The following is a 16,445-nucleotide window of genomic DNA, read 5'->3' as shown; positions in this document are numbered from 1 at the left end:
GTGCCCGCCACCGAAACCCAAGGCCGTATCCACACCAGCGCCTGCACCGTGGCGGTGCTGGCCGAGCCGGACGAGGCCGAGGCCATCAAGATCAACCCCTCGGATTTGCGCATCGACACCTACCGCGCCAGCGGTGCGGGCGGGCAGCACATCAACAAAACCGATTCAGCGGTGCGCATCACCCACTTGCCCACCGGCATCGTGGCCGAATGCCAAGATGGCCGCAGCCAGCACAGCAACAAGGCACAAGCTCTGAAAGTGCTCACTGCGCGCATTCAGGAAAAAGACCGGGCCGAGCGCGCCGCCAAAGACGCGGCCGAACGCAAAAGCTTGATCGGCAGCGGCGACCGCTCGGACCGCATCCGCACCTACAACTTCCCGCAAGGGCGCCTCACCGACCACCGCATCAACCTGACTTTGTACAAGCTGCTCACCATCATGGAGGGCGATTTGCAGGACGTGGTGCACGCGCTGCAAAGCTACGAAGCGGCCGAACAGCTGGCAGCGCTGGAAATCGGGGCCACAGCCTGATGCAAAACACAAAGACCGTCGTGGCGTGTCTGCGCCAAGCCCAAGCCAGCGGCTTGGAAAGGGTGGACGCGCAGATCTTGCTGCTGCACAGCCTGCAGCGCCCACTGCACGACCGCGCCTGGCTGCTGGCCCACGACAGCGACACCTTGGCGCCAGTGCAAGTCGCCGCGTGGCAAGACGCGCTCAAGCGCCGCTTGCAGGGTGAGCCCGTGGCCTACATCACCGGGCGCAAGGATTTTTTTGGCCTCACGCTGGCCGTAGACGCCCGTGTGCTGGACCCGCGCCCCGACACCGAAACCCTGGTGGACTGGGCTCTGGCGTGTCTGCCCGAATCCACACCTGAAACACACTCGCCCCGCATTTTGGACTTGGGAACGGGCAGCGGCGCGGTGGCCCTGGCCTTGCAACACGCCCGCCCCAATGCCACGGTGTGGGCCGTGGACGCCAGCGAAGACGCCCTGGCCGTGGCCCGCGCCAATGCCGCCCGCTTGCAGCTGGGTGTGAAATTCATCGCCAGCGACTGGCTGGACGCGGTAGATGTTCAGCACACAGGCCACTTTGACCTCATCGTCTCCAACCCGCCCTATGTGGCCGATGGCGACCCGCACCTGGCCGCCCTGACGCACGAGCCCCTGGAGGCACTGACCAGCGGCCCCGACGGCCTGGATGACATCCGCCAAATCATCGCCCAAGCCCCCGCCTGTCTGACCTTAGGCGGCTGGCTGCTTCTCGAACACGGCTGGGACCAGGCGGCCCCGGTGCAGGCGCTGCTGCGCGAGGCCGGCTTTGAGCAGGTGCAGTCGCGCCGCGATCTGGGCGGCATGGAGCGCTGCACGGGCGCGGCCATGCCGAAGTGACAGCAACATCCCTGTGAAAATGGCAGACTTTCAATCAGAGACATAATTCACCCCATTCGATACCGACCCCATTTGGAGCAACACCATGAGCGACACCCAGCAACGCATCGACGAACTCGTCAAAGGCAACGAGATCACACTGTTCATGAAGGGCAGCGCCAGCTTCCCCATGTGCGGTTTTTCCGGCCGTGCCATCCAGATCCTCAAAGCCGTCGGTGTGGACCCCAAAACTGTCAAGACCGTGAACGTGCTGGACGACGCTGAAATCCGCCAGGGCATCAAGGAATACAGCAACTGGCCCACCATCCCCCAGCTCTACGTCAAGGGCGAGTTCATCGGCGGCTCGGACATCATGATGGAAATGTACGAATCGGGCGAACTGCAGCAAGTGATCAACGGCCAAGCCTGATCGGACTACCACCCAAGCCAAAAGCCACCTTCGGGTGGCTTTTTTGCGGCCCGTCAGCCTCAGGGGCCCGAGGCTGTCATTTGCCGCCAGTCTGGCAATCCGAACCTTTCCAAATTGCGGTTGGCCTGGAACAGCAGTGCTGCGCCCACCAGCATCAGCAGCAATTCGTGGCCCATGTTGCGCAGCGCCCAAAACTGCCTGCCGCTGTCGGTCAGCATCCAGATAAAGCCAGACATCACCAGCAGCAGCAGCCCCAGACCATCTGGCCAACGCCGCCAGTGCAGCGAGCGCACCCAAACCGCCATGGCGGTGGCCACCAGCAATTCCACAGCCCACCAGCGCCACACACGCCCCAGATTCTGCAAACTGTCCTGCAATGAACCGCCCAAAGCCCAATCCATCAGCAAGCCCACCAGTGCAAGTGGGACCAAAAGACTGAGTACAAAACGCAGGCTGGCCCACCAGATTTCGTAAGCCCGGTTCTGGCGCACCCGCAAACGCGGCATCAGTTCCCAACGCCAATGGTGGCGATCCGAGCGAAGCAAGCAAACCGCCAGCACCCAATTAAGGCCGTACATCAATTGGATACAACATTTTCATTAGCCATCGGAGCGCTGTGCCGTTGACAGTCAAAGGCTGGTGCAGACGAACCAGCCGCGCACTGTCAAAAGTCACTGACATTTTGTCCAGAGAGCATCAGCAGACACTTCATTTGAGGTCAGAAACCGAACTCTGAGCATCCCGACCTGGCTGTCCGCGTTGCCACATCAACAACAGTTGGCCATACCAGGTCGGGGTTTGCTTGTGCGCCAAACAAACTTCCACACGCTTGATGGAGCCCACTTCATAAGCTCTCAGATCAAGGCCCGCTCGCTGCGCCCGCAGCGCAATGTTGCGCAGACCTCCTGAAGCACGGTGTTCGAAGTGACCGTGACCGTCATTGTCGATGGTCAGACGGGCCGACCATGGGGGCTTTGCGGGCGAGAGCTGGACCTGGATCGTTTGGGGCTGGGCATGCTTGAGTGCGTTGGCCACCGCTTCATCGAGGATGCGATGCACGGCGATCACCTGTTCGGCCTGCAGGGTCAGCCCGGCGCAGTCCTCGTCGATGTCCCAGTGCAGGGGCAGCTGGCCACCGCCCAGATGCGCGTACAGATGCCGCGCATCGGCCAGCACCGCGCCGAGGGTTTTGGGGGCGGTGCGAACCGCCCCCTGAATCAGCTGCAGCTCCCGCATCAGAGACTGAATTTCCTCGGCCAGGGGACTGTTGCTCTGAATCTGACGGGCATGGAAAGCCAGTGCCACCAGCCGGCTGCCAATGCCGTCGTGGAGATCGCGTAGCAAGTCTTCGCGTTGTACTGTCTCGCGTTGCAGGGCGTTTTCTAGCAGGTGCTGTTGGTCCAGGTGACGCATCATCAGCCCAGTCATCAACATCAGCAGCACCGGCATCAACCAGATCAACAGGTAGCCACCGGAGATGGATGCACGACTCAGGTGCAGAGCCAGATCGTGGATGGTCAGACCGATCAGGAGCAGGTAGATGAGCACCAGACTCCAACCCAGAGCCTCGGGGCGTTTTCTCAGTCGCAGCACCAGGACCGTCAGCAGCAGCACAGCGGTCAGGGTGAAAACCATGAAGCCGGTTTCCGCCACCCGGTAGATCCAGCCAGCTGGCAAGTTGAAGAAGCTCAGACTCAGAACCAACCAGGTGCACAGAGCCGCCAGCAGAACCCGAAGGGAGTGCCGCACCAAGTACAGCGCCAGCACGCTGATTTCAAGCACGCTGATGGCGGTCAGCATCGACAGGTTCAAGGCCGACCAGGGCTGCCAGTCCAGCGGCGGGTCGGTGACAAAGTTCAGTCCCATACGCAGGCCAGCGATCAGCGACAGGGTTGCGATGCAGAACATCATCTGGCCCGCGCTATGGCGAAAATGACTCGGCACCAGGCCCAGCAAACCGGCCAGAACCGAAGCGGCCGCCAGCGCCAACACGCTCGTCACGCGCTCGAACTGCTGACGGGCTTGCACAACCCGTACGGCTGCCTCATCGCCCCAATGCAGATCGCCCAGGCCGTTTTTCATAGCCGCATGGCCTTCCACCTGCAGCAGCACTTCAAATGGTCCCTCTGGCGTGCCCTCTGGGACGGGCATCATGAACACCACCGGCCAGTAACGCCAGAGTTTGCCGTCCGGAAAATTAGGTCGCACCCGCGTACCATCCGGCAACTGAAGCTGGCCATGCAGGGACAGACGCCGTGCCAGCAAGGCCGTTTGCCCTGTGGGTGCCTGCGGCCATTGCAGCCAGTACACGCCCTGGCCGGATTCGCCCGTCGAGGGCGTCCAGCGGTGTGGCAGCTTGACGCTCTGCCAGCGGCAGCCGGTGGTGTCATGACCGGCACCGGTTTCGCAGAATGCTATTTCAGGGACGTTGTACAGCGCAGGGTCAGGGGCCCCGGCCAGTGCCTGCCCGTCGCTCGCAAGCCAAAGGCCGCACACCAAGGCCCATGCGCGAATCCATGCTGACCATAATCGGGTTTTTATCACAGCTGTCATGACAGGCTGAAGGGTTTGTGTGTTGGCGCTTGCCTAGAGGTTGGTGTGCAAAGGAAAGCAGCCATCGGCCCTGCAGCGCTGTGAAGCCTTCGAGCAGGAGCCATGGCTCAAGAGTCGATCAGCCCGCTGCGGCGGGCTTCGAACACGGCCTCAACCTTCGAGTTGACCGCCAGCTTGCGGTAAACATTCTTGAGATGCGCGTTCACGGTGTGCGTGGACAGGCCCAGCAACTGGGCAATCTCTGCATAACGAAAGCCGCGTGCACAAAGCGACAAAACTTCCTGCTCGCGTGCCGACAGGGCTTCGCTGTCGGTAGCCAGTGTAGGCTTGGATTTTGGCGTATGCAGGCGGTCGATGAGACCGCGTGCAATCGACGGGCTCAGCGGAGAACCGCCGGCATCAATGGTGGCCACCAGGCGTCCAGCATAGATCGGCAGATCGGGCTTGAGGATGTACCCGCAAGCACCAGCCTCGAGCGATCGGATGACGCGTTGCTCGTCGGCAAAGACAGTGATGACGAGGATGTCGCAGGAAGGCCAGGCCGTATGGCATTGTTGGATCAGTTCAATCCCATCGCCATCTGGGAGGCCGAGATCGACGAACATTGCATCGGGTCTTTGGGCCCGCAGGCACTGACGTGCAGCTCCCAGACTATCAGCCGCCAGCACTTGCCAGCCTGGCGTGCCGGAGCCCGCATCGAACAGCAAATGCTCGCGCAAGGCACGGTCGTCTTCAACGATGAGCAGGGTCTTCATGGCAGGCAGCAGTTGCAATTAATTTTAAGCCGCAAGCTTTGCTTGCGGTGACGTCCGGATCCCTGATTCAAGGGATGTGTGGGCAGGCCATCGTGCCCAGAATGAACCCAGAGCAGGCTGTCCATCCTTGGATGCTTGTTTCGAGGGTCTGAATTCCTTCCACACTTTCTCAGGAGACATTCATGAAAAACAATCTGTTTGCAGTCCTTCTGTTGTCGTCTACGGCCTTGGTCCAGGCCCAGCCCGTCCTGTACCTGTCATCGTCTTCTGGCTACATGCTCCATCGCAACGGCAACGCAGCCGTGACGGCGGACTGGCGGGGGCAGACACCCATCAACGGTTTCTCAGGCTATGGCGCAATCCGCATGGACAATCTGTGCCTGACCGGTCGCAACGGCAACCAGCCACTGAACTGGGAATCGTGCAGACAGGGCGACAAATCGCAGACCTGGGGTTACCGAAATGGACGGCTCAACAACGAGCTGGGTTGGTGCGCCGATGTCGAGGGCAATCGCCGCGGAGCGGGTGTGCGTGTCATGGCTTGGTCCTGTTCGGGCGCGGTCAACCAGACCTGGAAGGTGCACCGGCCTGTGAATTTGGCCAGCGTACTGTCCCAAGTGCGTGATCCAGGGACCAGACAGACCATCGAGAACGCCGCCCGCTCGGCCCGCCCCGGTCAGCCTTTGCCGCTGACGCCTGCGCAGTTGCAACAGTTGCCACCAGGTCTGATTCAGGCCACAGGAGGATCCCTCATTGGCCTTGACGGGGCAACGCTGATTTCGGCAGGCGGCATGAACTGAATGATCAATTCGCCCACGGAGACAGTTAGTTCACCCATGATGCACTTCGATTTCAGAGTCCATCCCCGTACTGCTTGGCTATGGTGCATCAAGTGCCCGGGTCATGTCGTTCGAAGCGTCATGCCGTTGGCAATTTGCCTGGTGTTCTTGCCCCAGGCTGTTGGGGCGCAGAACACGGGCGTGTTGCCCGAGTGTCCTTTGTCACAACCCGCCGGAAGCTGGCATGAATGCCGGGGTGTGATGGAAGACCGTAACTCAGGCATTAAGTACATGGGTGACTTCCGTTGGGGTCAATTTGATGGCATGGGACTTTTGCGCAGTCAAGAAGGCAGCTACACCGGTAATTTTCGGCAAGGGCGCATGGACGGTCAGGGCGTGTTCACCACGGCAGACAACAGGCGTTACGTCGGTGAGTTCCGTGTAGGTGCCATGACGGGCGCTGGTCGTCTGCTCGATCCCCAAGGGAGGGAAGTTTTTTCAGGGCAGTTCTTCGAGGGTCAGCCGCAGCGGCTCGCTCCCCCGCAGCCGTTGCCCCAACAGGGCCCGGGAGTACCTGCCATAGACACCACCGCGCCTGGGCGGATGGCACAGGCGCCTGCGATGCCTGCCCCTGTACCCATCCCCGCTCCCATGCAGACCGTACCCCAGGCACTCACGGCAGGCCCGACCTCTGCGCCCCAAGCGGCCACGGCCAACCTGGGCGGCGCTGCACCGGGCATCGCAGCAGCGCCGGTCCAGGGCGGCGCGACACCACCGGTCGCACCGGCGCGTCAGGCCGAAGCCTTCCCGCCCGGCCCGCCGGCCGCCGCAGCACAGGCTCCCGCTCCGGTCCGAACGGCCTCGGCCGTCCGGGCCGGGCGCCCGGAGAGGGGGTTTGCCACAGGCCGAATCACCATGCCCGATGGCTCGCCAATCCCCCCGTCGGTGGAGCGCACGCAGATCTGGATCAACGGCGTCAGTTCGGCCGGACGAAATGTGACCTACGAGCCCATCATCCGCCCGGACGGAACCTACAGGCAAGCGCTGGCAGAGGGCCAATACCGGTTCAGCAAGGGCTTCGTCACCGTGCGCCACCAGGGTCGAACCTTCCAACGTCCGCTGGAGCCGGTGGGCGACCTCGCCACGAGATCTCGGGACGCCGCCGAAGGGATGGTGCAGGACTTCGTCTGGAAAGTCAGTGGGCCCACGCCCAATGGCCTGGCCCAGGGGCCGCAGCCGGGCAACCACACCCACTGGTACGGCATGCGAATCGCCACCCAGCCAGGCGGCTGGCGCGTCGACATGACCGACCAGGGTCACCTGGTGAACATGGACCGGGCGCCACGCGAGATCCCTGAGGGCACCCGGATCACGCTGAGGCTGCGCCCCCTGACGCCCGCGTTCGACGGCAGACCGCTCTCCGAGACCACCATCGAGCGCGACATCGATCGGATGTCGCCTGAAGGAAGACAGACTTACCGTCAGAGCACCACGACGTTCCACAACCTTCCGCCGGCCGACTACGAACTCACCGGGTTCGCCACCTTGCCCAATGGCAGTCGCCATACGCTTGTGTTCCGCGGCACCGAGGCAAACCGACTGGGCTTTGTACGCGAGGCCCGAGTCAACGCCGAGTGGGACCAGATGCTGCTGACGCTGGGAGAGCGGACTCTGGGCTACTACCTCGAGGGCACCCCCCCGGGCAAATGACGATCGCCAGGCCTCCTTTCCTGCGCTCAACGGGGAGAAACGCATGAGGGCGGATCGGCAGGCCTTGGAAAGGCCTCATGAAACAAGGCTCCTGAGCCGTCAACAGTCGTTTGCCCACCAGACCACCCCCCATCATCGAAGGTTCGAGGCAAAGCCATGAACAAGTTGTTGTCAGTAATCGTATGCACTTCGTTGCTCGGGCCACTCGTTGCGGTGGCCCAGTCACCCAAGCCGATCGTCCCGTCAACGCCATTGCACCAGGGTTTGGAGGCAAGGCAGAGGTCGCGGTCCTTGGAGGCTGAGTGCAATGTTATGAATGCCAGCCAGGTCTTGAAGGATATCTACGATTCCGAGATCCGTAGCAACCCCTTGTTGGGTCAAGTGTTCGCCGACGCCAACAGTGCTCCGGTCAAGGCCGCCATCAATGACTGCAGGTCCGGGCGCGAAGGCGGCGGGCGCGCCGGCATGGACCGCTGGATCCGACAGACCCAGAACCGCCAGTGGTACTGGCAAAACCTGGTCTCGCCCGCATTGGCGCAGTTGCAGCAGCCGGCTCAAGCTCAAAAACAGGACCTGCGCTCGCAATGCAATGCCCAGGTTGCCAGCGAGGTGCTTCGCGACATCTTTGCGCCGGAGATCCGCAACCACCCCGTGCTGGCGCAAGTGTTCGCCGACGCCAACAGCGCCCCGGTGAAAGGCGCCGTCAACGACTGCTTGGTCGGCCGCGAAGGTGGCGGCCGCGCCGGCATGGACCGCTGGATCCGACAAGCCCAGAACCGCCAGTGGTACTGGCAGAACCTGGTCTCGCCCACACTGGCGCAGGACCTGCGCTCGCAATGCAACGCCCAGGTTGCCAGCGAGGTGCTGCGCGACATCTTTGCGCCGGAGATCCGCAACCACCCCGTGCTGGCGCAAGTGTTCACCGACGCCAACAGCGCCCCGGTGAAAGGCGCTGTCAACGACTGCTCGGTCGGCCGCGAAGGTGGCGGCCGCGCCGGCATGGACCGCTGGATCCGACAAGCCCAGAACCGCCAGTGGTACTGGCAGAACCTGGTCTCGCCCACACTGGCGCAGGACCTGCGCTCGCAATGCAACGCCCAGGTTGCCAGCGAGGTGCTGCGCGACATCTTTGCGCCGGAGATCCGCAACCACCCCGTGCTGGCGCAAGTGTTCACCGACGCCAACAGCGCCCCGGTGAAAGGCGCTGTCAACGACTGCTCGGTCGGCCGCGAAGGTGGCGGCCGCGCCGGCATGGACCGCTGGATCCGACAAGCCCAGAACCGCCAGTGGTACTGGCAGAACCTGGTCTCGCCCACACTGGCGGCCGCACAGGCCGGCGCTACTCCACCCCCGACGCCGCCACGTTTCTACCAAGGAGAGAGCCAGCAAGCCAAAGCTCCTGCGCGGTGCGAGCGGTCTCAGGTGCAACTCGACCCCGCGAAGATCGATAACCGTGAGCGCTGTTTCGGGGCTATCGGGAGTGGATGCAAGGATCAGGCCGACGGAAAGTTCACCTGGAAGAAATGGCCCACCCCTGAGGTGAATGACGACTGCACGATCAAGGTCAAGGTGTCCGTGGGTTCGATATTGCACGATTCGTGCTGCCGGACCTTGTGGGACCAGGGAAGGCCCGGGGATGGGCACTTCTGCAAGCCAGCGCCGGGAGATGCCTCCATCTGGATGGGTGTGGATGCCCTGGCCGGCTACCCTGCGGGGTGGGACAACAAGGTTTGTGCCCGTGAATGGCGCAAGGCCGTCTTTGACACCGCTCAGGACAGGGTCTGGACAGAGACCTTTGGCCCTTACTCGTCGAACGATCAGCAGGATAACCTTAGCCCTGTCGGCAATTCACGCCCCAGCTTGCTACCTGGCCGACTTGGCGTGAATGACGACCTTCGACGAAGTTCAACCGTCGAGCGAGCGGAGACACGTCGTCTGAGCGCGCCTTCAGGCACCAAGCTGGAGATCCACGACAAGGCGTTCTGCAAGAGCGGGCGATTTAAGCAAGAGGGCTGGTGCAACGCGAGCGCGATCACGGCCATTCAGGTGCTCGCGTTCCCGCCTGCAGCGCTGTTCGCCCAGCCTGGATGTTCAAACACTTCGGAGCTGCAGGGCTCGCAGAGAAGTGTTGCAGACTGGGAGGCCTGGCGAGACAAGCGTCGTGCCGAGATGAATCGCGTCGAGGCCGAGAAGCAGGCATACATCGACGCATGGCATCAATGGGCGCAGGCGAAATACCGGGAGGCTTATCAGTATTGGCCTGTAGACCCGCGACGGGTGGCCATCGAAGCCGAAGTAGCAGCCGCGCGTGTCGATGAACTTGCTCGCAACACCGCTTTGCAAACTGCCAGAGCCGCGCACGCCGCCGAGATGGCCGCCGCCGAAGTTGATCATCAGCGACGAAAGCTTGTGGTCTGGGCCATCGAAACCAAGCGAACCAACGCCAGTGAACATTACGGAGTGTGTGAATGACAAGACCTGGATCGAGGCCCCCCGATCTGCAGTGCTGGCCATACCGAGTTGATTCGCGCTGATTTGAACCTGCCGGCACTGGAGGCATAACTTCTGCAGGCTCTGCTAGGGGGCAACCTCAAGCCTCAGATGGCCTCAAATCCCGAAGAGGGAGACCCTGTCCGCTGCTCAGCGCAAGGCATCGCGCAGCTGGCGCCAAGAATCACGCAAAAGCCTAGCAGAGCATTCCAGGGTCGGGTTGGGCCCGCAGTCGGTGATTGGTGCATTCACCGCGCCCGGCCATGGTGCTGGTGCTGCACCAGCCGATGTCGCATGCAACTCCACCACGGGCATCACATGTGGATCCCGCATGGACACTGCCTGCGCCAGTTCCTGGGGGGAATGCACCGGAACACCGTTGAACGCCAGCACGATGTCGCGGGCCTTGAGTCCCATGCGTTCGGCCGTGCTGCCCGGCAGCACGGCCGTGATGCGAACGCCTCGGCCATCTGTCACTCCGAGCTGTGTTCGCTCAACTTCGATCAACGGTGCCAGCGCGACACCGATGGGCGGCGGTCTGCCCGCGACCTGATGCCACGCACTTTCAAACTGTCTCGACAGCGCACCCATATCGCTCGCACCCGCGAGGTCATTCGCCTTTGCCGAGAACGACAGCACGATGCCTGACAGCATCCACCAGGCTGCCCAATGCCAGACCACGCGACCGAAGGTTAGACCCTGCACCATGTCCATCACGCCTTTCCAAGTTAAGGCCAATGTCAAAACCCAACGCTCATTGCCGCTTCATCATCAGACCCTGGTTGAAGATGTGTTCAGGCCGACCCGCAGCATCACGCTCGCCAAAGGCAAACACCGTGTACTTTCGCTCGGCACCGTTCTCACGCAGGGTCAACATGAAACCGTCAAACTCGTAGGTACCACCCCCTGCAGCAGATCCACCGGCCGTCACGTCAGAACGGCTTGTGCTGCTGACAATCGCCACGCTGCTGCCTCGGGTAAATGTTCCATCACGACGGAAACGGATGGTGCTCGAAGAGGAAGTCCCTCCGCCGATGGAGGAGCCGCCTTCATAACTGCCCTCAAGCCGCCAGCCGCGTGGAAATGGTGACTGGCGGGAAGCAAATGAACTGCCGATGACGATTCTCCGGGCATCACCCTCATACTTGGAGCGCCAGGGCTTGCTGCCGTCAGCCCAGGCCATGACCAGCTCCTGACCTTCGATCCAGTAACTGCCCTCGTACCGGCTGGCGGCCGGCTGCGCCGCCAGCGCAGCAAGATTCACCCCTCCCGATGGAGAATTGGAAAAGCGGCCATTGGAAGTGAAGAAATAGGATTCATGGTTGAGCGAGATGCCCCCGCCCATCGTCATGTAGGTGCGCTGCACATAGAAAGCCCCTTCGATCGGTGTGCGAGCCCCGCGGGGAATGGCGGGCCATGGCAGGGTCGCACCCGGTGGTACTTGCCTCTGCGGAGTGGCATCCACCTGCGCAACAGCCGGATTGGCAGGCAAGGCAACCGGGACGTTGGGCCGGGTTGCCACACCATCGACGAATAGACCTGCGTTCATTGGCGGGGGCGGGACTGCCGGAGGAGGCGGCACGTAGCCGCCCGATGAATAGGGCATGGCCGCTTCCGTGTTGGACGACCCCGACTTCTTCTTCCCGAAGATCTCCCTCAGCTTGACGACCGTCTCGGCCACGGTCTTGGCGACGCAAGCCGCATCGGGATTGGGGCCGCAGTCGTGCATCAACTGCCCCCCGGCGGCGCCGGGTGCAGCGCCCGCATACCCATAGACAGGCGGGGGAGGCATAGGGCTGGCCGATTGCGCAGCTGGATAAGGGCCCGGCCCCGGAGAACCGATTCCGGGATCGGGCGGTGCCTGGGGCATCGTGGGCATGCCGGGCGGTGTGTAAGGCGCCCATACCGACTGGCCGGACTGCTGCGCAGGGATAGAAGGCGGCGTGCCTGGCCCAGCCCCGTGCACCCACTGAACCGCTGGCGCAGCGGGTTGGGTCGGCGCGGTGGGATAGGCTGCGGGAGCGGGAAGCATAGCGGGCGGGGGCAGGGCGACGCCTTGCGCCGTACCCTGCATCGGCGTATAGGCCGGGCCCGGTGATGGGGGTTGAACCAGTGCCGGATACTCGGACACTCCGCGCGGGGGCAGTTGTGCACCAAGGGCAGCAGGCACATGCGCTGCGCCTCGATCAGTGACACGCACCAGAAAGGATCTTTCGCCTCCTTCGCAGGCCACGACGGAACGCAGGCCACGCATGAGCGCAGCACCGGAAACCCTCAGCGTGTAAAGACCAGGGGTCGGGTAGCGGTACCTGACCTGCATCTGCAAGTCCGTCTCGCCGCGTTCCCCGACCCGCAGGTTCTGATCCCTGCCGTTGCCGAAATCGACTCTCAGGCCGCACCACACGGTGGCCGAAGTTTTATCCAGGCTCAGCAACAGGGTAGCCTCTTGGCTGACGTCGACCTCGGTGGCCAGCATTCGAGCGTCGCGCAACTGTTGTGAGTTCACGGACACTGAAGCAAGCAGACCAAGAACTGTCCACGAGAAATCGCGCAATTTCATGTTGCCACCTGAATCGGTTAATTGGGCTCCGATGCTGCGGGCCAATTCAGCAAACTTCAAGGACAAGGCGCATCGCATCGGTCAACCACTGTGGAACATTACCAATCCAATCAATGCCCTGCATCGCTTAAATCAGGTATCCGAAAATTGGTTGAAGGCCCCTGGGCGACTGATCATTGATGGCCCTCCCTGAGGCCCCATGAAGACCTTGTTGATCTTTAAACCGGGATTGTCCATTAGCCCCCGAGCTGCTATCTTGATCGATGGCATGGGCTTCAGACAGGCCGTGCAAAGCTGGGATTTGCCGCCACCGGGCTCCAATCGGGGTTACCGCCCCGAACACCTCATCGTGCAAATGATGGTCAGCATCTGGTGTGGCGCGGCCCGTTTTGCCCATGCCGACATCACCCGACTGGACGCCACCTTGGTGCGCCTGTTTGGCTGGGGCAACGCCGCTGGCCACAAAGCCATCATCAGGCTGTTCCAGCGCATTGACCAGCCCATTGCCACCCGCGTGCCAGCGAGCAGTTACCGCTGATTGTTTGACATCTTGCGCCTGAACCCCATTACCCTGGACGTGGACTCCACGGTTCTGACACGCTGGGGCAACCAGATTGAGGGTGCAGCCAAGGGCTACAACGCCAAGAACAAAGGCCAGTCAAACCACCCGTTTGTGGCCACTGCCGCTTGGTGGCCAACTTCTGGTTACGACCGGGCAACGCGGTATCGAGCAACAACTTCGAAAGCTTCATCGAGGCCACCCTGTACAACCTGGGGCAGACCAAGATGGGCCTATTGCGCGCTGACAGCGGCTTTTACCGTATTTGCTGATCGTGGACGATTTGTTTCTGGCCAAGCGAATCACGGCGGAGGCAGCAGAGGTGTTGCAGGCCATCGTGCATCAGCACTACAAGCTGCGCCGAGCGTTGGTGGCGACATCGAACCGGGTGGTGCAGGACTGGGGCAAGTATCTGGTGGATGTCAAGATGGTCAGCACGATTTTGGACAGGCTAATGCACCGCTGCGTGATCCTGGAGTTTGAGGGCAAGAGCTACAGACTCAAGTAGGCTTGCAGCACGCTTGGTCCTCCATCCGGAAACGTCTTAATCTGGCTGCGCTGCCTGCGGGAATTTAGACTGGCCATCAGGGTGCCAAGTTAAGCATCTGGGTTGTGGGCCCCAAAGAAGTTTCTCGGTCTATCCCCTCGGCTCATCCACCCTCAAGTTTCTTTCATGATTCTGCGCGTCGCTGTCGATTCATGACAGTTAAATTCATTTCAATCCGCCACATGCACCCACTGCCGCTGCGCCGCCAGCACCGCCTGTGGGTAGACTGCCAGCCCCCGGCTGCCGTTGTAGCGGCCCAGGCCCAGAAACAGGTCACCGCGTTCGCGGTCGAGGTAGTGGCGCAGGATGACGCAGCCAAAGCGCAGGTTGGTCTGCATGTGGAACAGGCGGCCGTCGTCGCCGTCCCCGATGAGGCGCGCCCAAAACGGCATGACCTGCATGTAGCCACGCGCCCCGGCACTCGAGATGGCGTATTTGCGAAAACCGCTCTCGACCTGCACGACGCCCAGCACCAAAGACAGCGGCAAACCGGCCCGGCGGGCTTCGTACCAGAGGGTTTGCAGGAATTCTTGCCGTTCAGCGGCGTGTTTTTTGTACCGCGCCAGGCGCTGACTGGCATGGTGGAGCCAATCGTCATAGATCTTTTGCGCTTGGGCGTCGGGCAGCAGCGGCTCAGGCGGGGCCGCAGCGGCCACTGCTGCGCTCAGCGCGGTGCGCACGGCATGCGACAAAGGCTCTTCGATCTGCGGGCCTGCCCAAACGCCCGTGCTCCAGAGACCGGAGCCACATCCAGCAACATAGCCAGCAGCCCAATGCAGCAGTGCCCGGCGGCTGGGCATGGTCAGACCTGAGGGCATGACGGACAGGTCAGACCTGCCTTCAAGATCGGGGGTGCCAGACTTTGCGGCCACTAGGCCCCCATGGTTCAGGCGGCCAGTCGCGCCCGGATGTGGGCCAGGATGTCGGCCACAGCCACTTTGCTCGATTCGGCATCGCGGCGGTGCTGGTACTCGACCTGACCGTCTTTGAGGCCCTTGTCGCCAATGGTGACGCGGTGCGGCACACCGATCAGCTCCCAGTCGGCGAACATGGCACCGGGGCGCTCGCCCCGGTCGTCCAGGATCACGTCCACGCCATCGGCCAACAAGGCGGCGTAGATGCGCTCGGCTTCAAGCTTGACGGCTTCGCTGCGGTCCATGCCAATGGGGCAAACCACCACGGTGAAGGGTGCAATCGCGTCGGGCCAGATGATGCCGCGCTCGTCGTGGTTTTGCTCGATGGCGGCGGCGGGCAAGCGGGTGATGCCGATGCCGTAGCAGCCCATTTCCAGAAACTGCGGTTTGCCGGTTTCGTCCAGGAAAGTGGCGTTCATGGCCTTGGAGTATTTGGTGCCCAAATAGAACACATGGCCCACTTCGATGCCGCGCTCAATGGCCAGCTCGCCCTGGCCGTCGGGCGACTTGTCGCCCACCACCACGTTGCGGATGTCGGCCACCAAAGCGGGCTCGGGCAGGTCGCGGCCCCAGTTGACGCCGGTGATGTGGAAGTCTGGCTCATTGGCACCGCAGATCCAGTCGGCCATGACGGCCACGTCGCGGTCGGCCACCAAGTGCACGGGCTTCTTTAAATTCAGCGGGCCGAGGTAACCCGGCTTGCAACCAAAGTGGTCTTCGATTTCGGCCAAGGTGGCAAAGCGGAAGCCGCCTTCCATGCCGGGCAACTTGCCGACCTTGACTTCGTTCATGTCGTGGTCACCGCGCAGCAACAAGAGCCAGACTTGGGATTTGACGATCTCGCCCTGCTCGTTCAGGGTGTCGGTGGCCAGCACCAGCGACTTGACGGTGGTAGAAAGCGGCACATTCAGCAAGACTGCCACGTCTTCGCAGGTGCTCTTGCCGGGCGTGGCGGTTTTCGTCAGGGCTTGCGTGGCCGCACCGCGTGGCTGGCTGGGGGCCAGGGCCTCGGCTTTTTCGATGTTGGCGGCGTAGCTGCTGCTGGGGCAATACACGATGGCGTCTTCGCCTGTGGCGGCGATCACCTGGAACTCTTCGCTCAAGTCACCCCCGATGGCACCGCTGTCGGCGGCCACGGCGCGGTAGGTCAAGCCAAAGCGGTCAAAGATCTTGCGGTAAGCCCCGGCCATGACCTGGTAGCTGGCCTTGGCGCTGGCCACGTCACGGTCGAAGCTGTAGGCGTCTTTCATGGTGAATTCGCGCCCACGCATCAGGCCAAAGCGGGGGCGGCGCTCGTCGCGGAATTTGGTCTGAATCTGGTAGAAGTTCTTGGGCAGCTGCTTGTAGCTGCGCACTTCCTGGCGCACCACGTCGGTCACCACCTCTTCGCTGGTGGGCTGGATCACGAAATCGCGGCCGTGGCGGTCCTTGATGCGCAACAATTCGGGGCCCATCTTGTCAAAACGGCCCGTTTCCTGCCAAAGCTCTGCGGGCTGCACCACGGGCATGGTCATCTCGATGGCACCTGCCCGGTTCATTTCTTCGCGCACGATGGCCTCGACCTTGCGGATCACACGCAAGCCCATGGGCATGTAGTTGTAGATGCCCGCGCCCAGTTTCTTGATCAGGCCCGCCCGGGTCATCAGCTTGTGGCTGACCACCTCGGCATCGGCTGGAGCTTCTTTGAGGGTGGAAATGAGAAATTGGGAGGCTTTCATCGCGACGGGCTAACTCAGACAAGGGGATCAGGGAAACATCCAACAGCCAGCGGCGGTGCGCCG

At 62.3% G+C, this 16,445-nt stretch carries 14 protein-coding genes and 2 pseudogenes; 9 read left to right on the top strand and 7 right to left on the bottom strand.

What is annotated here, in order from left to right; translation table 11 throughout:
• From QZ190_RS12345 to grxD, 3 genes are all read left to right on the top strand, one after another.
• Positions 1–531 (top strand): peptide chain release factor-like protein (locus tag QZ190_RS12345; protein ID WP_291916726.1); only part of this gene is annotated, 531 nt, incomplete at its 5' end.
• Entirely contained in the window at positions 531–1,388 is an 858-nt protein-coding gene (gene prmC, locus QZ190_RS12340) for a peptide chain release factor N(5)-glutamine methyltransferase (RefSeq protein WP_291916724.1), read from the top strand. The genes QZ190_RS12345 and prmC, both read left to right, overlap by 1 nt.
• 85 nt (positions 1,389–1,473) lie before the next feature.
• Positions 1,474–1,797: a Grx4 family monothiol glutaredoxin gene (gene grxD, locus QZ190_RS12335; protein ID WP_053171770.1), complete on the top strand. Its 324-nt coding sequence runs from the start codon at positions 1,474–1,476 to the stop codon at positions 1,795–1,797.
• Positions 1,798–1,856: 59 nt separating this feature from the next.
• Here grxD and QZ190_RS12330 read toward each other — a convergent pair whose 3' ends face one another.
• From QZ190_RS12330 to QZ190_RS12320, 3 genes are all read right to left on the bottom strand, one after another.
• On the bottom strand, positions 1,857–2,342 hold the full coding sequence (locus QZ190_RS12330) for a hypothetical protein (RefSeq protein WP_291916721.1): 486 nt from the start codon (positions 2,340–2,342) through the stop codon (positions 1,857–1,859).
• Between the two features lie 163 nt (positions 2,343–2,505).
• Entirely contained in the window at positions 2,506–4,350 is a 1,845-nt protein-coding gene (locus QZ190_RS12325) for a hypothetical protein (protein WP_291916719.1), read from the bottom strand.
• A gap of 107 nt (positions 4,351–4,457) precedes the next feature.
• On the bottom strand, positions 4,458–5,105 hold the full coding sequence (locus QZ190_RS12320) for a response regulator transcription factor (RefSeq protein WP_291916717.1): 648 nt from the start codon (positions 5,103–5,105) through the stop codon (positions 4,458–4,460).
• A gap of 182 nt (positions 5,106–5,287) precedes the next feature.
• Here QZ190_RS12320 and QZ190_RS12315 point away from each other — a divergent pair, with 182 nt between their 5' ends.
• The 4 genes and pseudogenes from QZ190_RS12315 to QZ190_RS12305 all read left to right on the top strand — a co-directional run bounded on the left by QZ190_RS12315 (position 5,288) and on the right by QZ190_RS12305 (position 10,066).
• Positions 5,288–5,905, top strand: a complete 618-nt coding sequence (locus QZ190_RS12315) for a ricin-type beta-trefoil lectin domain protein (RefSeq protein ID WP_291916716.1) — start codon at positions 5,288–5,290, stop codon at positions 5,903–5,905.
• Positions 5,906–6,295: pseudogene (locus tag QZ190_RS18145) on the top strand (hypothetical protein); the annotation flags it as partial.
• A 504-nt stretch (positions 6,296–6,799) separates the two neighbouring features.
• A complete protein-coding gene (locus QZ190_RS12310) occupies positions 6,800–7,594 on the top strand; it encodes a hypothetical protein (protein WP_291916715.1) in 795 nt (264 codons plus the stop codon).
• Positions 7,595–7,906: 312 nt separating this feature from the next.
• Complete coding sequence (locus tag QZ190_RS12305) at positions 7,907–10,066, top strand: hypothetical protein (protein WP_291916713.1); 2,160 nt, start codon at positions 7,907–7,909, stop codon at positions 10,064–10,066.
• Between the two features lie 168 nt (positions 10,067–10,234).
• On the opposite strand, the gene QZ190_RS12300 is transcribed toward QZ190_RS12305, so the two are convergent.
• Entirely contained in the window at positions 10,235–10,798 is a 564-nt protein-coding gene (locus QZ190_RS12300; RefSeq protein ID WP_291916711.1) for a PDZ domain-containing protein, read from the bottom strand.
• Between the two features lie 40 nt (positions 10,799–10,838).
• Positions 10,839–12,710, bottom strand: a complete 1,872-nt coding sequence (locus tag QZ190_RS12295) for a hypothetical protein (protein ID WP_291916709.1) — start codon at positions 12,708–12,710, stop codon at positions 10,839–10,841.
• A gap of 133 nt (positions 12,711–12,843) precedes the next feature.
• Here QZ190_RS12295 and QZ190_RS12290 point away from each other — a divergent pair, with 133 nt between their 5' ends.
• Positions 12,844–13,182 (top strand): hypothetical protein, encoded by a 339-nt coding sequence (locus QZ190_RS12290; RefSeq protein WP_291916708.1) that lies wholly within the window; start codon positions 12,844–12,846, stop codon positions 13,180–13,182.
• Positions 13,183–13,468: 286 nt separating this feature from the next.
• Positions 13,469–13,711: pseudogene (locus QZ190_RS12285) on the top strand (ATP-binding protein); the annotation flags it as partial.
• Positions 13,712–13,920: 209 nt separating this feature from the next.
• Here the strand turns inward: QZ190_RS12285 and QZ190_RS12280 are convergent.
• Together QZ190_RS12280 and QZ190_RS12275 are read right to left on the bottom strand one after the other, a co-directional pair.
• Positions 13,921–14,568: a lytic transglycosylase domain-containing protein gene (locus QZ190_RS12280; protein ID WP_291916706.1), complete on the bottom strand. Its 648-nt coding sequence runs from the start codon at positions 14,566–14,568 to the stop codon at positions 13,921–13,923.
• A gap of 68 nt (positions 14,569–14,636) precedes the next feature.
• Positions 14,637–16,382, bottom strand: coding sequence for a proline--tRNA ligase (locus QZ190_RS12275; protein ID WP_291916704.1), 1,746 nt, complete (start codon positions 16,380–16,382; stop codon positions 14,637–14,639).
• Positions 16,383–16,445 lie beyond the last annotated feature (63 nt).

This window comes from Limnohabitans sp., from assembly GCF_017848645.1.
Classification (GTDB): Bacteria; Pseudomonadota; Gammaproteobacteria; order Burkholderiales; family Burkholderiaceae_C; genus Limnohabitans_A.
Note: the sequence above shows the minus strand (reverse complement) of the source record. Positions and strands in the feature narration are given on the sequence as shown.

Excerpts from the sequence above, each read along its gene's own strand:
- prmC (WP_291916724.1), top strand. The coding sequence starts at position 531 with ATGCAAAACACAAAGACCGTCGTGGCGTGTCTGCGCCAAGCCCAAGCC.
- grxD (WP_053171770.1), top strand. The coding sequence starts at position 1,474 with ATGAGCGACACCCAGCAACGCATCGACGAACTCGTCAAAGGCAACGAG.
- QZ190_RS12325 (WP_291916719.1), bottom strand. The coding sequence starts at position 4,350 with ATGACAGCTGTGATAAAAACCCGATTATGGTCAGCATGGATTCGCGCA.
- QZ190_RS12320 (WP_291916717.1), bottom strand. The coding sequence starts at position 5,105 with ATGAAGACCCTGCTCATCGTTGAAGACGACCGTGCCTTGCGCGAGCAT.
- QZ190_RS12315 (WP_291916716.1), top strand. The coding sequence starts at position 5,288 with ATGAAAAACAATCTGTTTGCAGTCCTTCTGTTGTCGTCTACGGCCTTG.
- QZ190_RS12310 (WP_291916715.1), top strand. The coding sequence starts at position 6,800 with ATGCCCGATGGCTCGCCAATCCCCCCGTCGGTGGAGCGCACGCAGATC.
- QZ190_RS12305 (WP_291916713.1), top strand. The coding sequence starts at position 7,907 with ATGAATGCCAGCCAGGTCTTGAAGGATATCTACGATTCCGAGATCCGT.
- QZ190_RS12300 (WP_291916711.1), bottom strand. The coding sequence starts at position 10,798 with ATGGACATGGTGCAGGGTCTAACCTTCGGTCGCGTGGTCTGGCATTGG.
- QZ190_RS12290 (WP_291916708.1), top strand. The coding sequence starts at position 12,844 with ATGAAGACCTTGTTGATCTTTAAACCGGGATTGTCCATTAGCCCCCGA.
- QZ190_RS12280 (WP_291916706.1), bottom strand. The coding sequence starts at position 14,568 with ATGCCCTCAGGTCTGACCATGCCCAGCCGCCGGGCACTGCTGCATTGG.
- QZ190_RS12275 (WP_291916704.1), bottom strand. The coding sequence starts at position 16,382 with ATGAAAGCCTCCCAATTTCTCATTTCCACCCTCAAAGAAGCTCCAGCC.